Raw genomic sequence first — 15,327 nt, 5'->3', positions numbered from 1 at the left:
GCCATGAAAAAAGGTTCGACCAAAGACGGCCCGGTCATTGTCAAAAAATACGCGAACCGTCGTCTGTATAATACCGAAACTTCTTCCTACATCACGCTTGAGCATCTCGCCGCGATGACTCGCGAAGGGCGGGATTTCAAGGTCGTCGATGCGAAGACCGATGACGATATCACGCACAGCGTGCTGACCCAGATCATCATGGAAGAGGAACAGCGTGGCCAGACCATGCTGCCGGTCAGCTTCCTGCGCCAGCTCATCGCGCTCTATGGCGATTCGATGCAGGCGATGGTCCCGGGCTATCTGGAAGCGTCGATGGACAGTTTCCGGCGCAATCAGGAAGAATTCAAACATGCGGTCGAAGGGGCGTTCGCCAATACGCCGTTCGCCGAACTGACCAAGCGCAACATGGCGATGTTCGAAGCAGCCGCCGCTGCCTTTAACAGCCGCGCGGGCGAAGCAGGCGCAAGCGAAGCGCCGGCCGGCACAGCGACCAAGGATGAAGAGATTTCGGCGCTGCGTGCCGAATTGACGCGGCTTCAGGACAAGGTCGAAAAGCTCGGCAAATAAGCGCGGTGGCGTGATCCGGGCCAATCGCTCCAGCGTCTTTGCGGGCTGCGAAGCGGCGCGGCAATCCAGAGGCGAGGCGCGCATGGCCGGATCGCTTCGCCGCTGCGCTTCTCGCAAAAGCGGGTTTGGGTTGGGGTGGTGGCAGACGATGGCGGCCCCGGCCTGCGCCGGGGCGACGATTGCGAAAATCGCGGTGCATACAGGCCGCCGATCCCATGCGTCGCCCCGGCGCAGGCCGGGGCCGTGGGCGTGGGGCGCTATGGTTGCGCGGAGTGGCTCCGATGCAAGGCTGCGGGCGGTGTAGCGCTCTGGATTGCCTGACGGGATCGACGCAGGCCGGTATCGGGATATGCGAGGACAGGGATACGCGCTTGCGATGAACGTTGCGCCGGGATGGATCGCGGTTGCTGTTCTGCTGGTCATCGCGCTCGGTTGTGCGCTGGCCGAACGCGCCCGGCGGAGGCGGCGCGATCTTGACCGGATCGGCATGATCAACTGGATGTCGCTACAGCTCCTCGCGCTGATGGCGGCGCTGCTCGTCGCCGCCTTCACCTGGGTGAAGGGATAGCGCGGCGTCAGTAAAAGGTGCGCAGCGTCAGCACCCGTTCGGTGCCGTCGCACATGCCCAGCCGCACCTTCGTGCCCGGCGTACCCGCCGCCCAGCCGGTGTCGACGCTGCCGGCGCTGTTCGTCGCGATCGTCCGGCCGTCGACCGAGCAGATCAGATCGTCCGTCTGCCAGCCCTGCTTCGCCGCCGGACTGTTCGCCATGACGTGCAGTACGCGCAGCCGGTCGCGGTCGACGCCGGTCAGCAGCCCGCTGGTCGACCGCACCGGCATCGTATCCGCTTGCCTGCCCGGACGGAGCACCATCCGCCCCGCTTTCGCATCGATCAGCAGGCGATAGCGCCGGAGCAGCCCCGACCCGATCCGCCCCGCCATTCCGGTTTGCCGGGAAAAGCCCGATTCATCCTCGACCCGCACCTCGACATTGCGGGCCTGAAGCGAACCCACCGACAGGGCCGGTACGATGGTCAGCCCGACGCGGATCGGCCCCCCCAGCCCGAACGCGATTGCCGAGGTTGCGGGCGAACGCCCGTCCGATCCGGCACGCCATATTGCCGGGGTTATGGTCACCGCGCCGCCATCGCCGGTATCGACCAGCACCGGTGCGACCCGCGTGCCGCCAAGCCTCAGCGCGGTCACGAAGACTTCGCTGTCCTTCGCCCGGCTGAGCGGTGCACGCTGCCCGTCGAAGGGAATCGTACCGCTCGGCAGAAACCGCATCCGCCCCGCATCATAATCCAGATCGAGCGCGCAGCAGGCAATCAGATCTGCCCCGATCAGCGCATCGACCGGTATATCTCCGCCGGTCGCGGATTGCGGCAGATCGGCGACCGCCATCCGAGCCGCGCGGCGGGTGAGGCCGCCCAGCGACAGGCTGCGTGCGCCTGCCCAGCCGATGGTGATGCCGCCGCCGATCGCATCCGCCTGCGACGTAGCGGCGATGCGCATTCCCGCTTTCCGGGCGAAATCGCGCGACACCAGCGATATGCTGACGCCCGTATCGATGATCGCGACAGCGCGGCGGCCATTGATCCGGGCGGAGACGCGTATCTGACCGGCATCGGTCAGCGTGAAGGGCATCCAGCGGCTGGCGCTGTCCTTCGATAAATGTATGGGCGTTGCGGCGCCGGGCGCGGGCCATGCCGCCGCCAGAAACCATATCATGCCGAAGATCAGGCGCCACATGGTGCGATCCTAACGTTCCCGCATCCGTCCCGCCACTATCCTGCCCGAGAGGGAATGCCGATCAGAGACAGGCCTCGAGCAGCGCCTGATCGAAACCGAACTGCCGCGCCTTGTCGAGCGTATAGGGGCGCAGACCCATCGAGCGATATTCGCCGACGATCTTTCCGTCGGCGCTTTCGTCGAGATATTCGAAGCGGAACAGCTCCTGCGTGACGATGACAGGCCCTTCCATCCCGATCACTTCGGTGATGTTGGTGACGCGGCGCGACCCGTCGCGCAGGCGCTTCACCTGAACGATCAGATCGACCGAATCGGCGATCTGGCGGCTGATCGCTTCCTTGGGCACTTTGATGTCGCTCATCATCACCATATTCTCCATCCGCGCGAGGCATTCGCGCGGGGAGTTGGAGTGGAGCGTCGCCATCGACCCGTCATGGCCGGTGTTCATCGCGGAAAGCAGGTCGAAACATTCCGCGCCGCGAATTTCGCCCAGAATGATCCGGTCGGGGCGCATACGAAGCGCGTTTTTCACCAGATCGCGGATCGTGATTTCGCCTTGCCCCTCCAGATTGGGCGGGCGCGTTTCGAGCGGCAGCCAGTGCGGCTGTTGCAGGCGAAGCTCGGCGGCATCCTCGATCGTCAGCACGCGCTCGCCCGGGTCGATCATCTTCGACAGCGCGTTGAGCATCGTGGTCTTGCCCGAACCCGTGCCGCCCGAAATGACGATGTTGAACCGGCTGGCACCTGCGACCTTCAGCGCGGTCGCCATTTTCTGACTCATCGACCCGCCCTGCGCCATCATGTCGAGCGTGATCGGCTTTGCCGAGAATTTGCGGATCGAGATCGCGGTGCCACGCAGGGAAAGCGGCGGCACGATGACGTTGACGCGGCTGCCGTCTTTCAGCCGCGCATCGGCGAGCGGGGTGGTCTGATCGACCCGGCGGCCGACCGAGTTGCAGATTCGCTGCGCGATCTGGAACAGATGCTCCTCGTCGCGAAACTGGACATTGGCGAGTTCCAGCTTGCCACGCCGCTCGACATAGGTCTGGTCGGGACCGTTGACCATGATGTCGCTGACCGCGCTGTCGGCGAGCAGCTCTTCCAGCGGCCCCAGCCCGAGCAGTTCGTCGACCAGCACCTTTTCCAGCGCAAATTGTTCGCGCCGGTTGAGCGTCAGTTTCAGGTCCGCAAGCACTTCGTGAATGATCGGACGAAATTCCTCCGCCAGCTCATCCTTGGACAAGGTCGCTGCCGCTTCCGGGTCGACGCGTTCCAGCAGGCGCGGCAGCACCTGTTCCTTGATGCGGTGGATCGAATTTTCGAAACCGTCCATCCGGCCCCCCGCGACCGGGTCGGGAACGGCCTGACGTTCGCTGAGGCGCGCCATCGCTTCCCGCCCGCGTTCGGAAAAGCCCGAATCAGGCGCCGGCGGGGGCGCGGGGGGCGTTTCGATCGATTCGGGCAGCGGCGGGAATTGGGAGCCCGGTTCCTCCGGCGATTCCGCTTCGGGGGAGGGGCGATGGTGCGAGCCGCCCTGCATCGGCCGGGCCACGCCGAAAGCCGGGCGGCCACCCAGACTTCCCGGTCCGTTCCGTCTTCCGAATGCGCTCATTACCGATTTGTACCCGGATATCGTGAAAACCGATTCTGCGATACGGCACAAGGCTTTACATTTGGATAACTACGCCGGGCGGGTCTCGGCTCCGGCGCAGTCCCGCCGCTGAGGTCGGGTAACGAAAAAGGCCGAAGCGCACTCTGCTTCGGCCTTTTTCGGTTCACCTCACACCTGTTGCGGGCGGCGGGGAGATCAGGTCACAGCCAAGTGGATCGATCCGAACCCTTTGCACGGTGGTCATTGCGAGCCCCGAAGGGGCGCGGCAATCCAGAAGGGGCGCGCAACGCTCCGGATCGCTTCGTCGCTGCGCTTCTCGCGATGACGATCGGCCCGGCGAGTTGCACCGTGACCGGCGGTTACTCCGCCTTTTCGGCGAGGACGGTCAGCCCCTTTTCATTCACCTCGGCAAAGCCGCCTTCGATGCGGATCATGTCGGGCTGGCTGCGCTCATCGGCATAGACGGCGAGTTCGCCGTCGCGCACCGTTGCCATGAACGGCGCATGGCCCGCCAGCACGCCGAAGTCGCCCTCAGTGCCGGGAACGACCACCTGATACACCTCGCCCGAGCGAACGAGCTTTTCCGGGGTCACGAGTTCGAAATGCAGTGCCATTTTTCTCAGCTCCCCCCTCCCTTTCAAGGGAGGGGCAGGGGGTGGGTGAGCGGCGGGCGGGCTGAATGCCCGGTCGCCGCTGCCGCGGCGAGCGCTGCCTTTGAAGCAGCGCACCCACCCCAACCCCTCCCTTGAAAGGGAGGGGCCGGATGTTTGTTACGCTTCGTTCGCCATCTTCTCGGCCTTGGCAACGGCTTCGTCGATGCCGCCGACCATGTAGAAAGCCGATTCGGGCAGATGGTCATATTCGCCGTTCACGACCGCCTTGAACGAGCGGATCGTGTCTTCCAGCTCGACGAACTTGCCCGGAATGTTGGTGAACACTTCGGCGACGTGGAAGGGCTGGCTGAGGAAGCGCTGGATCTTGCGCGCGCGCGCAACGGTCAGCTTATCCTCTTCCGACAACTCGTCCATGCCCAGAATGGCGATGATGTCCTGAAGCGATTTGTACTTCTGCAGGATCGACTGAACCGCACGCGCGGTTTCATAGTGATCCTGCCCCACGACGCGCGGTTCGAGAACGCGGCTGGTCGAATCGAGCGGATCGACCGCCGGATAGATGCCCAGCTCCGAGATCGCGCGATTGAGCACCGTCGTCGCATCGAGATGCGCGAACGAAGTCGCCGGCGCCGGGTCGGTAAGGTCGTCGGCGGGAACGTAAATCGCCTGAACCGAGGTGATCGACCCCTTGTTCGTCGAGGTGATTCGCTCCTGCAGCTGCCCCATATCGGTCGACAGGGTCGGCTGATAGCCCACTGCCGAGGGAATACGGCCGAGCAGTGCCGACACTTCTGCACCCGCCTGGGTAAAGCGGAAGATATTGTCGACGAAGAACAGCACGTCCTGCCCTTCCTGATCGCGGAAATATTCAGCGATCGTCAGGCCCGACAGCGCAACGCGGGCACGCGCACCGGGAGGCTCGTTCATCTGGCCATAGACCAGCGCAACCTTCGATCCTTCGCTGATCGCTTCGCCCGCTTCGTTCTTGGCGATAACGCCTGCGTCGAGGAATTCGTGATAGAGGTCGTTGCCCTCGCGGGTACGCTCACCGACGCCCGCAAAGACCGACGTGCCGCCATGGCCCTTCGCGATATTGTTGATCAGTTCCTGAATCAGCACGGTCTTGCCGACGCCCGCGCCGCCGAACAGGCCGATCTTGCCGCCCTTGGCATAAGGCGCGAGCAGGTCGATGACCTTGATCCCGGTGACGAGAATCGCGCTCTCGGTCGACTGGTCCATGAACTCCGGCGCCTTGGCGTGGATCGGAGCGGTCAGCCCGGCACCGATCGGGCCGCGCTCGTCGATCGGCTCGCCGACGACGTTCATGATGCGACCCAGCGTCTTGGGGCCGACCGGAACCGAAATCTGCGCACCGGTATCGGTCACGCGCTGGCCGCGGGTCAGACCGTCGGTGCCGTCCATCGCGATGCAGCGAACGGTGTTCTCGCCCAGATGCTGCGCCACTTCGAGCACCAGCCGCTGGCCGTTATTATCGGTTTCCAGCGCCGACAGGATCGCGGGCAGATCGTCGTCAAAGCTGACATCGACGACCGCGCCGATCACCTGGCTGATACGGCCGACATTGTTGGTGCCCGTTACGGGCGGGGTCATTTCAGCGGCGGTTGCCATTGGGTGCTTCCTTGCCTTGCCTTACTCGTCGCCCCGGCGGAGGCCGGGGCCGCTTGCTTTGGTGCGCCTTGCCAGAAATCTGGCGATCCCGGCCTCCGCCGGGGCGACGCGGAGATTACAGCGCTTCTGCGCCCGAGATGATCTCGACCAGCTCGGTCGTGATCGCTGCCTGACGCTTGCGGTTATATTCGATGTTGAGCCGCTTGATGAGGTCGCCCGCATTGCGCGTCGCATTGTCCATCGCGGTCATCTTCGACCCCTGTTCGGACGCCGCATTTTCCCGCATCGCCCGGAAAATCTGTACCGCCACGTTGCGCGGGAGCAGATCGGCGAGGATTCCCTCTTCGTCCGGCTCATATTCGATTGCGGCCGTGCCCTGCGGCGCCGTCGCGTCTTCCGGAACCTTTACCGGAATGATCTGCTGCTGCGTCGGGTCCTGCACCAGCACCGACTGGAAGTGCGAATAGAACAGATGCGCGACGTCGAATTCGCCCGCGTCGAACCGCTCGACCAGATCCTCCGCCCATGCATGCGCATCGGCGAAGCTCAGCTTACCCAGATCGCCCGGCTCGACCGATTTCACGATCTGCCCCGGATAGAGCCGGTTGAGCACCGCGCGGCCCTTTTTGCCGATGCAATAGAATTTGACCGTCTTGCCCTGCTTGATGAGCGCGTCGGCGCGGCGACGGGCGAGGCGGGCGATATTCGCATTGAACGCGCCCGCCAGTCCCTTGTCGCTCGTCGCGACGACGAACAGATGCACCTGATCCTTGCCGGTGCCGGACAGCAGCTTGGGCGTGGTCGAGCTGATCGTCACCTTCGATGCCAGCGACGCAACCACCTTTTCCAGCCGTTCGGCATAGGGGCGGCCGGCCTCGGCGGCGTTCTGCGCGCGCTTCAGCTTCGCCGCAGCGACCATCTGCATCGCCTTGGTGATCTTCTGCGTCGACTTCACCGAGTCGATGCGACCTTTAAGAGCCTTAAGAGAGGCCATTCCTACCTATCACCTCCGTTTGGGCTGAGCCTGTCGAAGCCCTGTGCTTGCTCTTCCGAAGAAGAAGGACCGCCCTTCGACAAGCTCAGGGCCAACGGTTTCATCAATCGTTACGCAAAGGTTTTCGCGAATGCGTCGAGCGCTTCCCTGAGTTTCTTCACCGTATCGTCGCCCAGCGCCTTGGTCGTGCGGATTTCGTTCAGCACATCGGCGTGATTGGTGCGCATATCGGCGAGCATCGCGGCTTCGTAACGCGTGACCTGTTCGGTCGGCACGCTGTCGAGATAGCCGTTGGTGCCCGCATAGATCGCGACCGTCTGCTCTTCGAAGGGCAGCGGTGAGAATTGCGGCTGCTTGAGCAGCTCGGTCAGGCGCGCGCCGCGGTTGAGCAGCTTCTGCGTCGACGCATCGAGGTCCGACCCGAACTGCGCGAATGCCGCCATTTCGCGATACTGCGCCAGCTCGAGCTTGATCGAGCCCGACACCTTTTTCATCGCCTTGGTCTGAGCAGCCGAACCGACGCGGCTGACCGACAGGCCGACGTTGATCGCCGGACGGATGCCCGCGAAGAACAGGTCGGTTTCAAGGAAGATCTGGCCGTCGGTGATCGAAATCACATTGGTCGGAATATAGGCCGAAACGTCGCCCGCCTGCGTTTCGATGATCGGCAGCGCGGTCAGCGAACCCGAACCGTTTGCGTCGTTCATCTTCGCCGCACGCTCGAGCAGACGGCTGTGCAGATAGAAAACGTCACCCGGATAGGCTTCACGGCCCGGAGGACGACGCAGCAGCAGCGACATCTGACGATAGGCGACCGCCTGTTTCGAAAGATCGTCATAGACGATGACGGCGTGCATGCCGTTGTCGCGGAAATATTCGCCCATCGCGCAGGCGGTGTACGGTGCGAGGAACTGCAGCGGAGCAGGCTCCGACGCGGTCGCGGCGACCACGATCGAATATTCCATCGCGCCGTTTTCTTCGAGCTGGCGAACGATCTGCGCAACCGTCGAACGCTTTTGCCCGACCGCGACATAGATGCAGTACAGCTTCTTCGATTCGTCGTCGCCCTTATTGACTTCCTTCTGGTTGATGAAGGTGTCGATGGCGACGGCGGTCTTGCCGGTCTGACGGTCGCCGATGATCAGCTCGCGCTGACCACGGCCGATCGGAACCAGTGCGTCGATGGCTTTCAGGCCCGTCTGAACCGGCTCATGCACCGACTTACGCGGAATGATGCCCGGCGCCTTCTGCTCGACGCGGCGGCGCTCATCGCTCTGGATCGGGCCGCGGCCGTCGATCGGATTGCCGAGGCCGTCCACGACGCGGCCCAGCAGGCCCTTGCCCACCGGCACGTCGACGATCTGGCCGGTGCGCTTCACCGTGTCGCCTTCGCGAATGCCGGAGTCCGGCCCGAAAATCACGATACCGACATTGTCGGCTTCGAGGTTCAGCGCCATGCCCTGCACGCCGCCGTCGAACTCGACCATTTCGCCCGCCTGGACGTTGTCGAGGCCGTGAACGCGCGCAATACCGTCGCCGACCGACAATACGGTGCCGGTTTCGGAGACCTGCGCTTCGGTGCCGAAGCTGGCGATCTGGTCCTTGATGACCTTGGAGATTTCAGCGGCGCGGATATCCATGAATTCTAGCCTTTTAGCCTTTCATCGCGTGCGCGAGGGAATTGAGACGGGTCTTGATGGAGCTGTCGATCATCTGGCTGCCGATCCGAACGATCAGACCACCCAGCAGGTCGGGATCGACCGAAAGGTCAAGCGCGACATCGCGCCCGACCCGGGTGCGAAGCTGCGCCTTCAACGCATCGACCTGCGCTGAGGTCAGCGGATGTGCGGAGGTAACTTCGGCGGTGGTTTCCCCGCGATGCGCGGCGGCCAGCGTGCGGAAATCGCGAATGATCGCCGGCAACTGCGCAAGGCGACGATTTTCCGCGACCGTGCCGAGGAACTTTGCGGTCAGGGAATCGATCTGCATCGCATCGGCAGCGGCGGTGACCGCTTTCACCGCCTGAGCGCGCGTGACGAGCGGGCTCGCCACCAGCCGGGCGAATTCGTCCGATTCGCTGAGTGCTTCGCGGACCTTGCCGAGGCTGTCCTCCACCGTTTCGATTCGCTGCGAATCGCGCGCGAGCTCGAACAGGGCGGTGGCATAGCGTCCGCTAAGGCTTGCCTGAATACCGGCGGAATTCTCCACGCGTCGAGGTTCCTCTTTGGAAAAACTAAATCGCCATACAAAAAAAGGGCGGCAAAGCGCGCCCGTGCATGGGTTGTCGGCTGCTAGCATCGGTAAGCCTGTAGGGCAAGCCGCACGAGAATCGCGAATATGCGATGTTTTCTCTTCGGGCCGCTGTGCTTTGATCGCAATTACCGGGATGCCAGCATGCCGCCCAGGCAAGTAGAGAGGCAGGCGATGGACAAAAAATTCTCTCTTCACGGCGAGCAGGGCCGGATGGCATGGGCGGCATTCGACGCGCGCGACCGGGCCGCCGACGGGCGCTTCGTCGTCGCGGTGAAGACAACGCGGATTTATTGCCGGCCGAGCTGCCCCGCCCGGCGACCGCGCCGTGAAAATGTCGAATTCTTCGCTGACGGCGCTGCTGCGGGGCAGGCGGGCTATCGCCCCTGTCTGCGCTGCCGCCCCGACGATGCGGCGCGCGACGCGGTGGCCGTTACCCGCGCGCTCGCGCTGATCGAGGGAGCGGAGCTGCCGCTGCCGCTCGACGAACTAAGCCGGGCGGTGGGCTATGCGCCGCATCATTTCCAGCGATTGTTCAAACGCGCGACGGGGGTGTCCCCGGCCGCCTATGCCCGCGCGCTGAAGGCGGAGCGTGCGCGCGATTCACTGGCGAAGGAGGAGAGGGTGACCGATGCGATCTACGCTGCGGGCTATTCGGGACCGAGCCGCTTTTATGCGGATAGCAAAGAGCGGCTGGGCATGACGCCGGGCGCATGGAAACGTGGCGGAGAGGGCGTGACGATTCGCTGGACGATCGCTGATACCGATCTGGGCCCGCTGCTGATCGCCGCGACCGACAGGGGGCTGTGCCGCGTTTCGTTCGATGAGGACGCAGCGGTGCTGGTCGAACGCTTCCCCAATGCCGATATCGTGCCGGGCGGCGATGCGCTTGCCGATCTCGCCGCGAAGGTGGTGGCGGAGGTGGAGACGCCCGGCCGTCATAGCGACCTGCCGATCGATGTGCGCGGCACTGCTTTTCAGGAAGCGGCGTGGCAGGCGCTTCGCCGCATCCCGCCCGGCGAAACGCGAAGCTATGCCGAGATCGCCGCCGCAATCGGAAAGCCCGGTGCGGTGCGCGCGGCGGGAAGCGCGTGCGGCGCGAACCATGTCGCGATCCTCATCCCGTGCCACCGCGTCCAGCGCGGCGACGGATCGATGGGCGGCTATGCTTATGGTGTGGAGCGCAAACGCGCGCTGCGGAAGCGCGAGGGGGTGGAGGAGTGAAGGGCGCGGGGCGGGTCAGGGGAGAGCCGCGGGCTGAGCAAAAAGAAGAACGGTGCTTCGACGATGCTCAGCACCAACGGTTCTGGTCGCCCGCTATCATCCATTCCGTTCGCCCTGAGCTTGCCGAAGGGCCGTTCTTCTTCGGACGAGAAAAGAACGGGGCTTCGACAAGCTCAGCCCGAACGGTAAGCGGAGGAATAGCGCCTCCCACGCCCTACCGGTTGAACACCTTTTCGCCGAAGACATTGCCCGCAGGCGCATAGCGGCACACCAGAAAATCATCGCGAGCGTTGCTTTCCAGCGCGCAGCCGACCCGCGTGCTCGCGGGCCATACGATCTGCGTATAGTGCGCGACATCGCCGAAGGTGCCGGTCTTCGAGCTGTCGGGCACCGGCCGGTTCACAAAGAACCGCTTTTCGGCGACCCAATGGCCGACCATCTCGGAATAGAGATAGGCACCGCGCGTTCCGGTCCACAGATTTTCGCCCGATCGGGTGGGGCGGTCCTGCATTTCGGAATGTTCGAATCGTCCGGTCGCGGCGAGTTCGCGCGCATAGGCATCGGCTTCGCGCGCCAGTCCCTCGTCCCAGCTGAGCGGCGCGTCGCCGACTTCCGCCCGGGCGCGATTATGCCCGGTCAGCATCGCCTGTTTCAGCTGATCGGCCCCGCGCGGCGCTTCGCCGGCAAAGCTGCGCGGTTCGACCACGCGCTGCGGCGTGCTGTCCGCCGGAACCGTGCACGCGGCAAGGCCGAGCGCCGTCAGCCCCGCCGCGATCTTCCTAAAACGCATGTCCGTCGCCATATGCCGCTCCATGATCGCCGCCCAAACGCAGCCGCTCGCGCTTTATATCCATTGGCCCTTTTGTGTTTCCAAATGCCCCTATTGCGATTTTAACAGCCATGTCCGCGATAGCGTAGATCAGGCGGCGTGGTGCGAGGCGCTGCTCGCCGATATGGCGCATGAGGCGGCGCTGCTGCCCGGACGGCGGCTGGGGTCGATCTTTTTCGGCGGCGGTACGCCATCGCTGATGCCGCCCGAAACGGTTGCGGCTTTGCTCGCGGCGGCGGAGCGGCACTGGGGGTTCGGTCGGGAAATTGAAATCACGCTGGAGGCCAACCCTTCCTCGGTCGAGGCGGCGCGGTTCGGCGATCTGGCGCGCGCGGGGGTCAACCGGGTGTCGCTGGGATTACAGGCGCTCGACAACGAAGTGCTCGGCTTTCTGGGCCGCGCGCATGATGTGGCCGAGGGGCTGGCGGCGCTGGAAACCGCGCAAAAGGCGTTCGACCGGGTGAGCTTCGACCTGATCTATGCCCGGCCCGGCCAGACGCTTGAAGCATGGGAGGCGGAGCTTTCGCGTGCCTTGTCCTTCGGGACCGAACATCTGTCGCTCTACCAGCTGGTGATCGAACCGGGCACCCGTTTCGCCACGCTGTTCGCGAAGGGCGAGCTGACGCTGCCCGAGGGTGATGCCGCCGCCGATCTGTTCGACGCGACGCGCAGCATGAGCGCGAGCGCGGGGCTTCCCGCTTATGAGATCTCCAACCATGCCCGGCGGGGGGCGGAAAGCCGTCATAACCTCACCTATTGGCGCTATGGCGATTATGCCGGGATAGGGCCGGGCGCGCATGGGCGGCGACTGCACAGCGCGACGTTGCGCCACAAAAAGCCGGAAAACTGGATGGCGGCGGTGGCGCGCAACGGCCATGGGCTGAAGGCCGAGGATGCGCTCGAACCCGATATCCGCGCGACCGAGGCGATCCTGATGGGGCTCCGGCTCGACGAGGGCGTCGACCTCGCCCGGATCGCCGGGATCGGCGAGGCTGCGCCCGACCGCTGGCTGGATGCCGACCGCATCGCCCGGCTTGCCGCGCAGCGGCTGGTCGAGGCGACGCCCGACCGGCTGCGCGTTACCCAGGCGGGCATGCCGCTGCTCGACGCGATATTGCGAGAGATCGTGGTCGATCCCGTCGACTGATCCCCACGCCTTCGCCATTGCGAACCCGGCTTGGTGCCGCGCTCCTTCGGGCTCGCAATGACGACCTGTGGCGCGGGAATCAGTCGAAATTGCTCGGCGCGGGCGAGATTGTCACCGTTTGCCCGTCGCGGATTTCCTGCACTTCCAGCGCGCGCTGGGCGACGCCGTTTTTGTTGAAGCGGAACGCGCCGTCCAGTCCGGCAAAACCGTCATCGCTCATCAGGTCGCTGACCGGAAAGGGCTGGCCCATCTTCCAGTCGCGCGCGATCCGCACGGTCAGCAGTACGACATCATAGCCGATCGTCGACAGCCGATAGGGTGCTTTGCCGAAGCGCGAGCGATATTTCTCGGCATATTGGCGGTACAGCCCGTCGGGTACGCTGGCGAACCATGCGCCGTTCAGCGCCTTGTTATCACCGACCGCCGAATCGGTGTTCCACAATTCGGTGCCCAGCACCTTTGCCGATGCGCCGGTCGTCGCCCGGATCGTCGGGATGGCGAGCGCCGCCGTCCCTGCGCTGTCGGCGATCAGGATCGCCTGATAGGGCGAGGTCGCCGGGATGCGCTTGACCGCCGCGTCGATCGAGGCGCGGCTGCGATTATAGGTCTGGATCGACACGACATCGCCCTTTTGCTGCCGCACCGCGCGCAGCAGCGCGTCCGATGCGCGCTCGCCATACAGGCCGATGGGAACCAGCGCCGCGAACTGGGTCATGCCGCTCTTCGCTGCATAGCTCACCACCCGCTCGATCGACTGGGCAGGCGAATAGCCAAGGATAAAGGCGCCGTTTCCGGCGACCGAACTGTCGTTCGAAAAGCTGAGCACGGGAACTTTGGCCGCTGCGGCGATCGGCGTTACCGCACGGACATCCTCCGACAGAAGCGGGCCGAGGATCAGGCCGTTGCCGTCCTCGATTGCGCGGCGCGCAGCGGAAGCTGCGCCGCCCGCCGTGTCATAGGTGGTGATCCGCACCTTTTCGCTTTTGGTGTCGAGCAGCGCCATCTGAGTCGCATTGGCGATCGACTGGCCCACCCCCGCATTGGTGCCCGACATCGGGACAAGGAGCGCGACGCGGTGCCGCTGGTCATCCTGCGGGATGCCGGGGCGCACTGGTTCGGGGTTTTCGGCGGGGCGCGTCGGCCGGGGCGGGGGCTGGTTCGTTTCGGGCGCTCCGCGCGGAACGATGCCCGAACAGGCGCTGAGCGCCATCGCCCCTGCCAGCGCGATCATGCGGAAGAGGCCCATGCCCCGTTGCGGTTTCACTATGGCCTCTGCCATTACAATCTCCATGCACCCCAATTTTGCGCCAGGTCTCTATATCGTCGCCACGCCGATCGGCAATCTCGGCGACCTCACCCCACGCGCCGCAGCGGTCCTTTCCGCCGCCGATGTGATCGCGGTGGAGGATAGCCGCGTCACTGCCGGGCTGCTCCGCCATATCGGGGTGAAGCGGGTGATGATACCCTATCATGACCATAATGCGGAAAGCGTCCGGCCCGGCCTGATCGAGCGGATGGGCCGCGAAGTGGTCGCGCTGGTCTCCGACGCGGGAACGCCGCTGATTTCCGACCCGGGGTATAAGCTGGTGCGCGAAGCGCGGGCGGCGGGGCATCTGGTAGCGACGATTCCGGGTGCGTGCGCAGCGGTTTCGGCGCTGACGCTGGCCGGGCTGCCGACCGACCGGTTTTTCTTTCTGGGTTTCCTTCCCACCAAGGCCAAGGCGCGCGCCGATGCGATTGTGGAGGTCGCTGGCGTGCGGGCGACGCTGGTCCTGTACGAATCGGGGCCGCGGCTTGCCGCGCTGCTCGCCGCGCTGGCCGAGGGGCTTGGCGAACGCGAAGCGGCGGTCGCGCGCGAGATCACGAAAAAGTTCGAGGAGTGCGTCACCGGAACGCTTGCCGGGCTCGCCGCGCATTATGCCGATGCCCCGCCGCCGAAAGGCGAGATCGTCGTGGTCGTCGGCCCGCCGGGCGAGGCACCGCCCGCCAGCGAGGAAGATGCCGATGCAGCGCTCGCCGAAGCGCTCACCCGCCTGCCGGTGTCGAAGGCGGCGGGTGAGGTTGCGAAGCGGCTGGGGCTCGATCGCAAGGCGCTGTACGCCCGCGCGCTCGAGATGAAGCAGTGACCGACCGCCGCCGCGCCGAGATGCGCGGGCGAAGCGGGGAAACGGTCGCGGCATGGTTCCTGCGCATCAAAGGCTGGCGAATCCTCGACAGCCGGGTGCGCACCAAAAGCGGCGAGGTCGATCTGGTGGCCAAGCGCGGCGGGATCATTGCGTTCGTCGAGGTGAAGACACGCAGCCGGGCGGAAGAGCTCGACCATGCGATCGACGAACGGCGGCTGGCGCGAGTCGCGGCGGCGGCAGAGATGCTTGCGCCGCGCTATGCGACCAGGGGCGAGGATGTGCGGATCGACGTCGTGCTGGTGACGCCGTCGCTGCGCCCGGTGCATATCGAAAATGCGTGGATCGGGTGAGCTCCCCGTCGCCCCGGCACTCCATCGTCGCCCCGGCGAAGGCCGGGGCCGCCCTGTTGTGCATCCCATCCACCGGCCCCGGCCTCCGCCGGGGCGACGATTAATGGTCTGCGCCAACACGGTCCTTTCCCTGCGCCGGGGCGACGGAGAGGGCGACGTGCGGCCCTGCACGTGACTTGGCGACATCGGCACCCTAAATGACCGTTCGGGCTGAGCACTGTCGAAGCCCTGCAC

At 64.9% G+C, this 15,327-nt stretch carries 15 protein-coding genes; 6 read left to right on the top strand and 9 right to left on the bottom strand.

Annotated features, from left to right (window positions below; all coding sequences use genetic code 11):
* Nucleotides 1-3: 3 nt before the first annotated feature.
* Both phaR and EV664_RS08055 read left to right on the top strand, forming a co-directional pair.
* Complete coding sequence (gene phaR, locus EV664_RS08060; RefSeq protein WP_133495182.1) at nt 4-567, top strand: polyhydroxyalkanoate synthesis repressor PhaR; 564 nt, start codon at nt 4-6, stop codon at nt 565-567.
* Between the two features lie 376 nt (nt 568-943).
* Complete coding sequence (locus tag EV664_RS08055; protein WP_133495181.1) at nt 944-1,135, top strand: hypothetical protein; 192 nt, start codon at nt 944-946, stop codon at nt 1,133-1,135.
* Nucleotides 1,136-1,142: 7 nt separating this feature from the next.
* Here the strand turns inward: EV664_RS08055 and EV664_RS08050 are convergent, their stop codons facing one another.
* From EV664_RS08050 to EV664_RS08020, 7 genes are all read right to left on the bottom strand, one after another.
* Nucleotides 1,143-2,318 (bottom strand): aspartyl protease family protein, encoded by a 1,176-nt coding sequence (locus tag EV664_RS08050; protein ID WP_133495180.1) that lies wholly within the window; start codon nt 2,316-2,318, stop codon nt 1,143-1,145.
* A 61-nt stretch (nt 2,319-2,379) separates the two neighbouring features.
* A complete protein-coding gene (locus tag EV664_RS08045) occupies nt 2,380-3,930 on the bottom strand; it encodes a TadA family conjugal transfer-associated ATPase (RefSeq protein ID WP_133495179.1) in 1,551 nt (516 codons plus the stop codon).
* 359 nt (nt 3,931-4,289) lie between these two features.
* Nucleotides 4,290-4,544: an ATP synthase F1 subunit epsilon gene (locus EV664_RS08040; RefSeq protein WP_133495178.1), complete on the bottom strand. Its 255-nt coding sequence runs from the start codon at nt 4,542-4,544 to the stop codon at nt 4,290-4,292.
* Nucleotides 4,545-4,700: 156 nt separating this feature from the next.
* On the bottom strand, nt 4,701-6,173 hold the full coding sequence (atpD, locus tag EV664_RS08035) for a F0F1 ATP synthase subunit beta (RefSeq protein WP_133495177.1): 1,473 nt from the start codon (nt 6,171-6,173) through the stop codon (nt 4,701-4,703).
* Nucleotides 6,174-6,288: 115 nt separating this feature from the next.
* Nucleotides 6,289-7,167 carry a F0F1 ATP synthase subunit gamma gene (locus EV664_RS08030; RefSeq protein WP_133495176.1) on the bottom strand — a complete coding sequence of 293 codons (879 nt, stop codon included), beginning with the start codon at nt 7,165-7,167 and terminating at the stop codon, nt 6,289-6,291.
* 110 nt (nt 7,168-7,277) lie between these two features.
* Nucleotides 7,278-8,807 carry a F0F1 ATP synthase subunit alpha gene (gene atpA / locus EV664_RS08025; protein WP_133495175.1) on the bottom strand — a complete coding sequence of 510 codons (1,530 nt, stop codon included), beginning with the start codon at nt 8,805-8,807 and terminating at the stop codon, nt 7,278-7,280.
* A 13-nt stretch (nt 8,808-8,820) separates the two neighbouring features.
* Nucleotides 8,821-9,375 carry a F0F1 ATP synthase subunit delta gene (locus tag EV664_RS08020; RefSeq protein ID WP_133495174.1) on the bottom strand — a complete coding sequence of 185 codons (555 nt, stop codon included), beginning with the start codon at nt 9,373-9,375 and terminating at the stop codon, nt 8,821-8,823.
* A gap of 216 nt (nt 9,376-9,591) precedes the next feature.
* Between EV664_RS08020 and ada the strand changes: the two genes are divergently transcribed.
* Nucleotides 9,592-10,641, top strand: coding sequence for a bifunctional DNA-binding transcriptional regulator/O6-methylguanine-DNA methyltransferase Ada (gene ada / locus EV664_RS08015; protein ID WP_229668176.1), 1,050 nt, complete (start codon nt 9,592-9,594; stop codon nt 10,639-10,641).
* A 214-nt stretch (nt 10,642-10,855) separates the two neighbouring features.
* On the opposite strand, the gene EV664_RS08010 is transcribed toward ada, so the two are convergent.
* On the bottom strand, nt 10,856-11,431 hold the full coding sequence (locus EV664_RS08010; RefSeq protein ID WP_133495173.1) for a CAP domain-containing protein: 576 nt from the start codon (nt 11,429-11,431) through the stop codon (nt 10,856-10,858).
* Nucleotides 11,432-11,453: 22 nt separating this feature from the next.
* Between EV664_RS08010 and hemW the strand changes: the two genes are divergently transcribed.
* Complete coding sequence (gene hemW, locus EV664_RS08005) at nt 11,454-12,617, top strand: radical SAM family heme chaperone HemW (RefSeq protein ID WP_133495172.1); 1,164 nt, start codon at nt 11,454-11,456, stop codon at nt 12,615-12,617.
* A 79-nt stretch (nt 12,618-12,696) separates the two neighbouring features.
* Here hemW and EV664_RS08000 read toward each other — a convergent pair whose 3' ends face one another.
* Nucleotides 12,697-13,896 carry a penicillin-binding protein activator gene (locus EV664_RS08000; protein ID WP_188656384.1) on the bottom strand — a complete coding sequence of 400 codons (1,200 nt, stop codon included), beginning with the start codon at nt 13,894-13,896 and terminating at the stop codon, nt 12,697-12,699.
* Between the two features lie 10 nt (nt 13,897-13,906).
* Here EV664_RS08000 and rsmI point away from each other — a divergent pair, with 10 nt between their 5' ends.
* Together rsmI and EV664_RS07990 are read left to right on the top strand one after the other, a co-directional pair.
* On the top strand, nt 13,907-14,743 hold the full coding sequence (rsmI, locus tag EV664_RS07995) for a 16S rRNA (cytidine(1402)-2'-O)-methyltransferase (RefSeq protein WP_133495171.1): 837 nt from the start codon (nt 13,907-13,909) through the stop codon (nt 14,741-14,743).
* The gene (locus EV664_RS07990) at nt 14,740-15,093 is read left to right on the top strand and encodes a YraN family protein (protein WP_133495170.1); all 354 of its coding nucleotides are present in this window, start codon (nt 14,740-14,742) and stop codon (nt 15,091-15,093) included. Before rsmI ends, EV664_RS07990 begins: the two co-directional genes overlap by 4 nt.
* The last annotated feature ends 234 nt before the right edge of the window (nt 15,094-15,327 follow it).

The sequence above is a fragment of the Stakelama pacifica genome, assembly GCF_004361835.1.
In the GTDB taxonomy this organism is placed as follows: domain Bacteria; phylum Pseudomonadota; class Alphaproteobacteria; order Sphingomonadales; family Sphingomonadaceae; genus Sphingomonas; species Sphingomonas pacifica.
Note: the sequence above shows the minus strand (reverse complement) of the source record. Positions and strands in the feature narration are given on the sequence as shown.

Coding starts and splice junctions, on each gene's coding strand:
- phaR (WP_133495182.1), top strand. CDS start 4: ATGAAAAAAGGTTCGACCAAAGACGGCCCGGTCATTGTCAAAAAATAC.
- EV664_RS08055 (WP_133495181.1), top strand. CDS start 944: ATGAACGTTGCGCCGGGATGGATCGCGGTTGCTGTTCTGCTGGTCATC.
- EV664_RS08050 (WP_133495180.1), bottom strand. CDS start 2,318: ATGTGGCGCCTGATCTTCGGCATGATATGGTTTCTGGCGGCGGCATGG.
- EV664_RS08045 (WP_133495179.1), bottom strand. CDS start 3,930: ATGAGCGCATTCGGAAGACGGAACGGACCGGGAAGTCTGGGTGGCCGC.
- EV664_RS08040 (WP_133495178.1), bottom strand. CDS start 4,544: ATGGCACTGCATTTCGAACTCGTGACCCCGGAAAAGCTCGTTCGCTCG.
- atpD (WP_133495177.1), bottom strand. CDS start 6,173: ATGGCAACCGCCGCTGAAATGACCCCGCCCGTAACGGGCACCAACAAT.
- EV664_RS08030 (WP_133495176.1), bottom strand. CDS start 7,167: ATGGCCTCTCTTAAGGCTCTTAAAGGTCGCATCGACTCGGTGAAGTCG.
- atpA (WP_133495175.1), bottom strand. CDS start 8,807: ATGGATATCCGCGCCGCTGAAATCTCCAAGGTCATCAAGGACCAGATC.
- ada (WP_229668176.1), top strand. CDS start 9,592: ATGGACAAAAAATTCTCTCTTCACGGCGAGCAGGGCCGGATGGCATGG.
- EV664_RS08010 (WP_133495173.1), bottom strand. CDS start 11,431: ATGCGTTTTAGGAAGATCGCGGCGGGGCTGACGGCGCTCGGCCTTGCC.
- hemW (WP_133495172.1), top strand. CDS start 11,454: ATGATCGCCGCCCAAACGCAGCCGCTCGCGCTTTATATCCATTGGCCC.
- EV664_RS08000 (WP_188656384.1), bottom strand. CDS start 13,896: ATGGCAGAGGCCATAGTGAAACCGCAACGGGGCATGGGCCTCTTCCGC.
- rsmI (WP_133495171.1), top strand. CDS start 13,907: ATGCACCCCAATTTTGCGCCAGGTCTCTATATCGTCGCCACGCCGATC.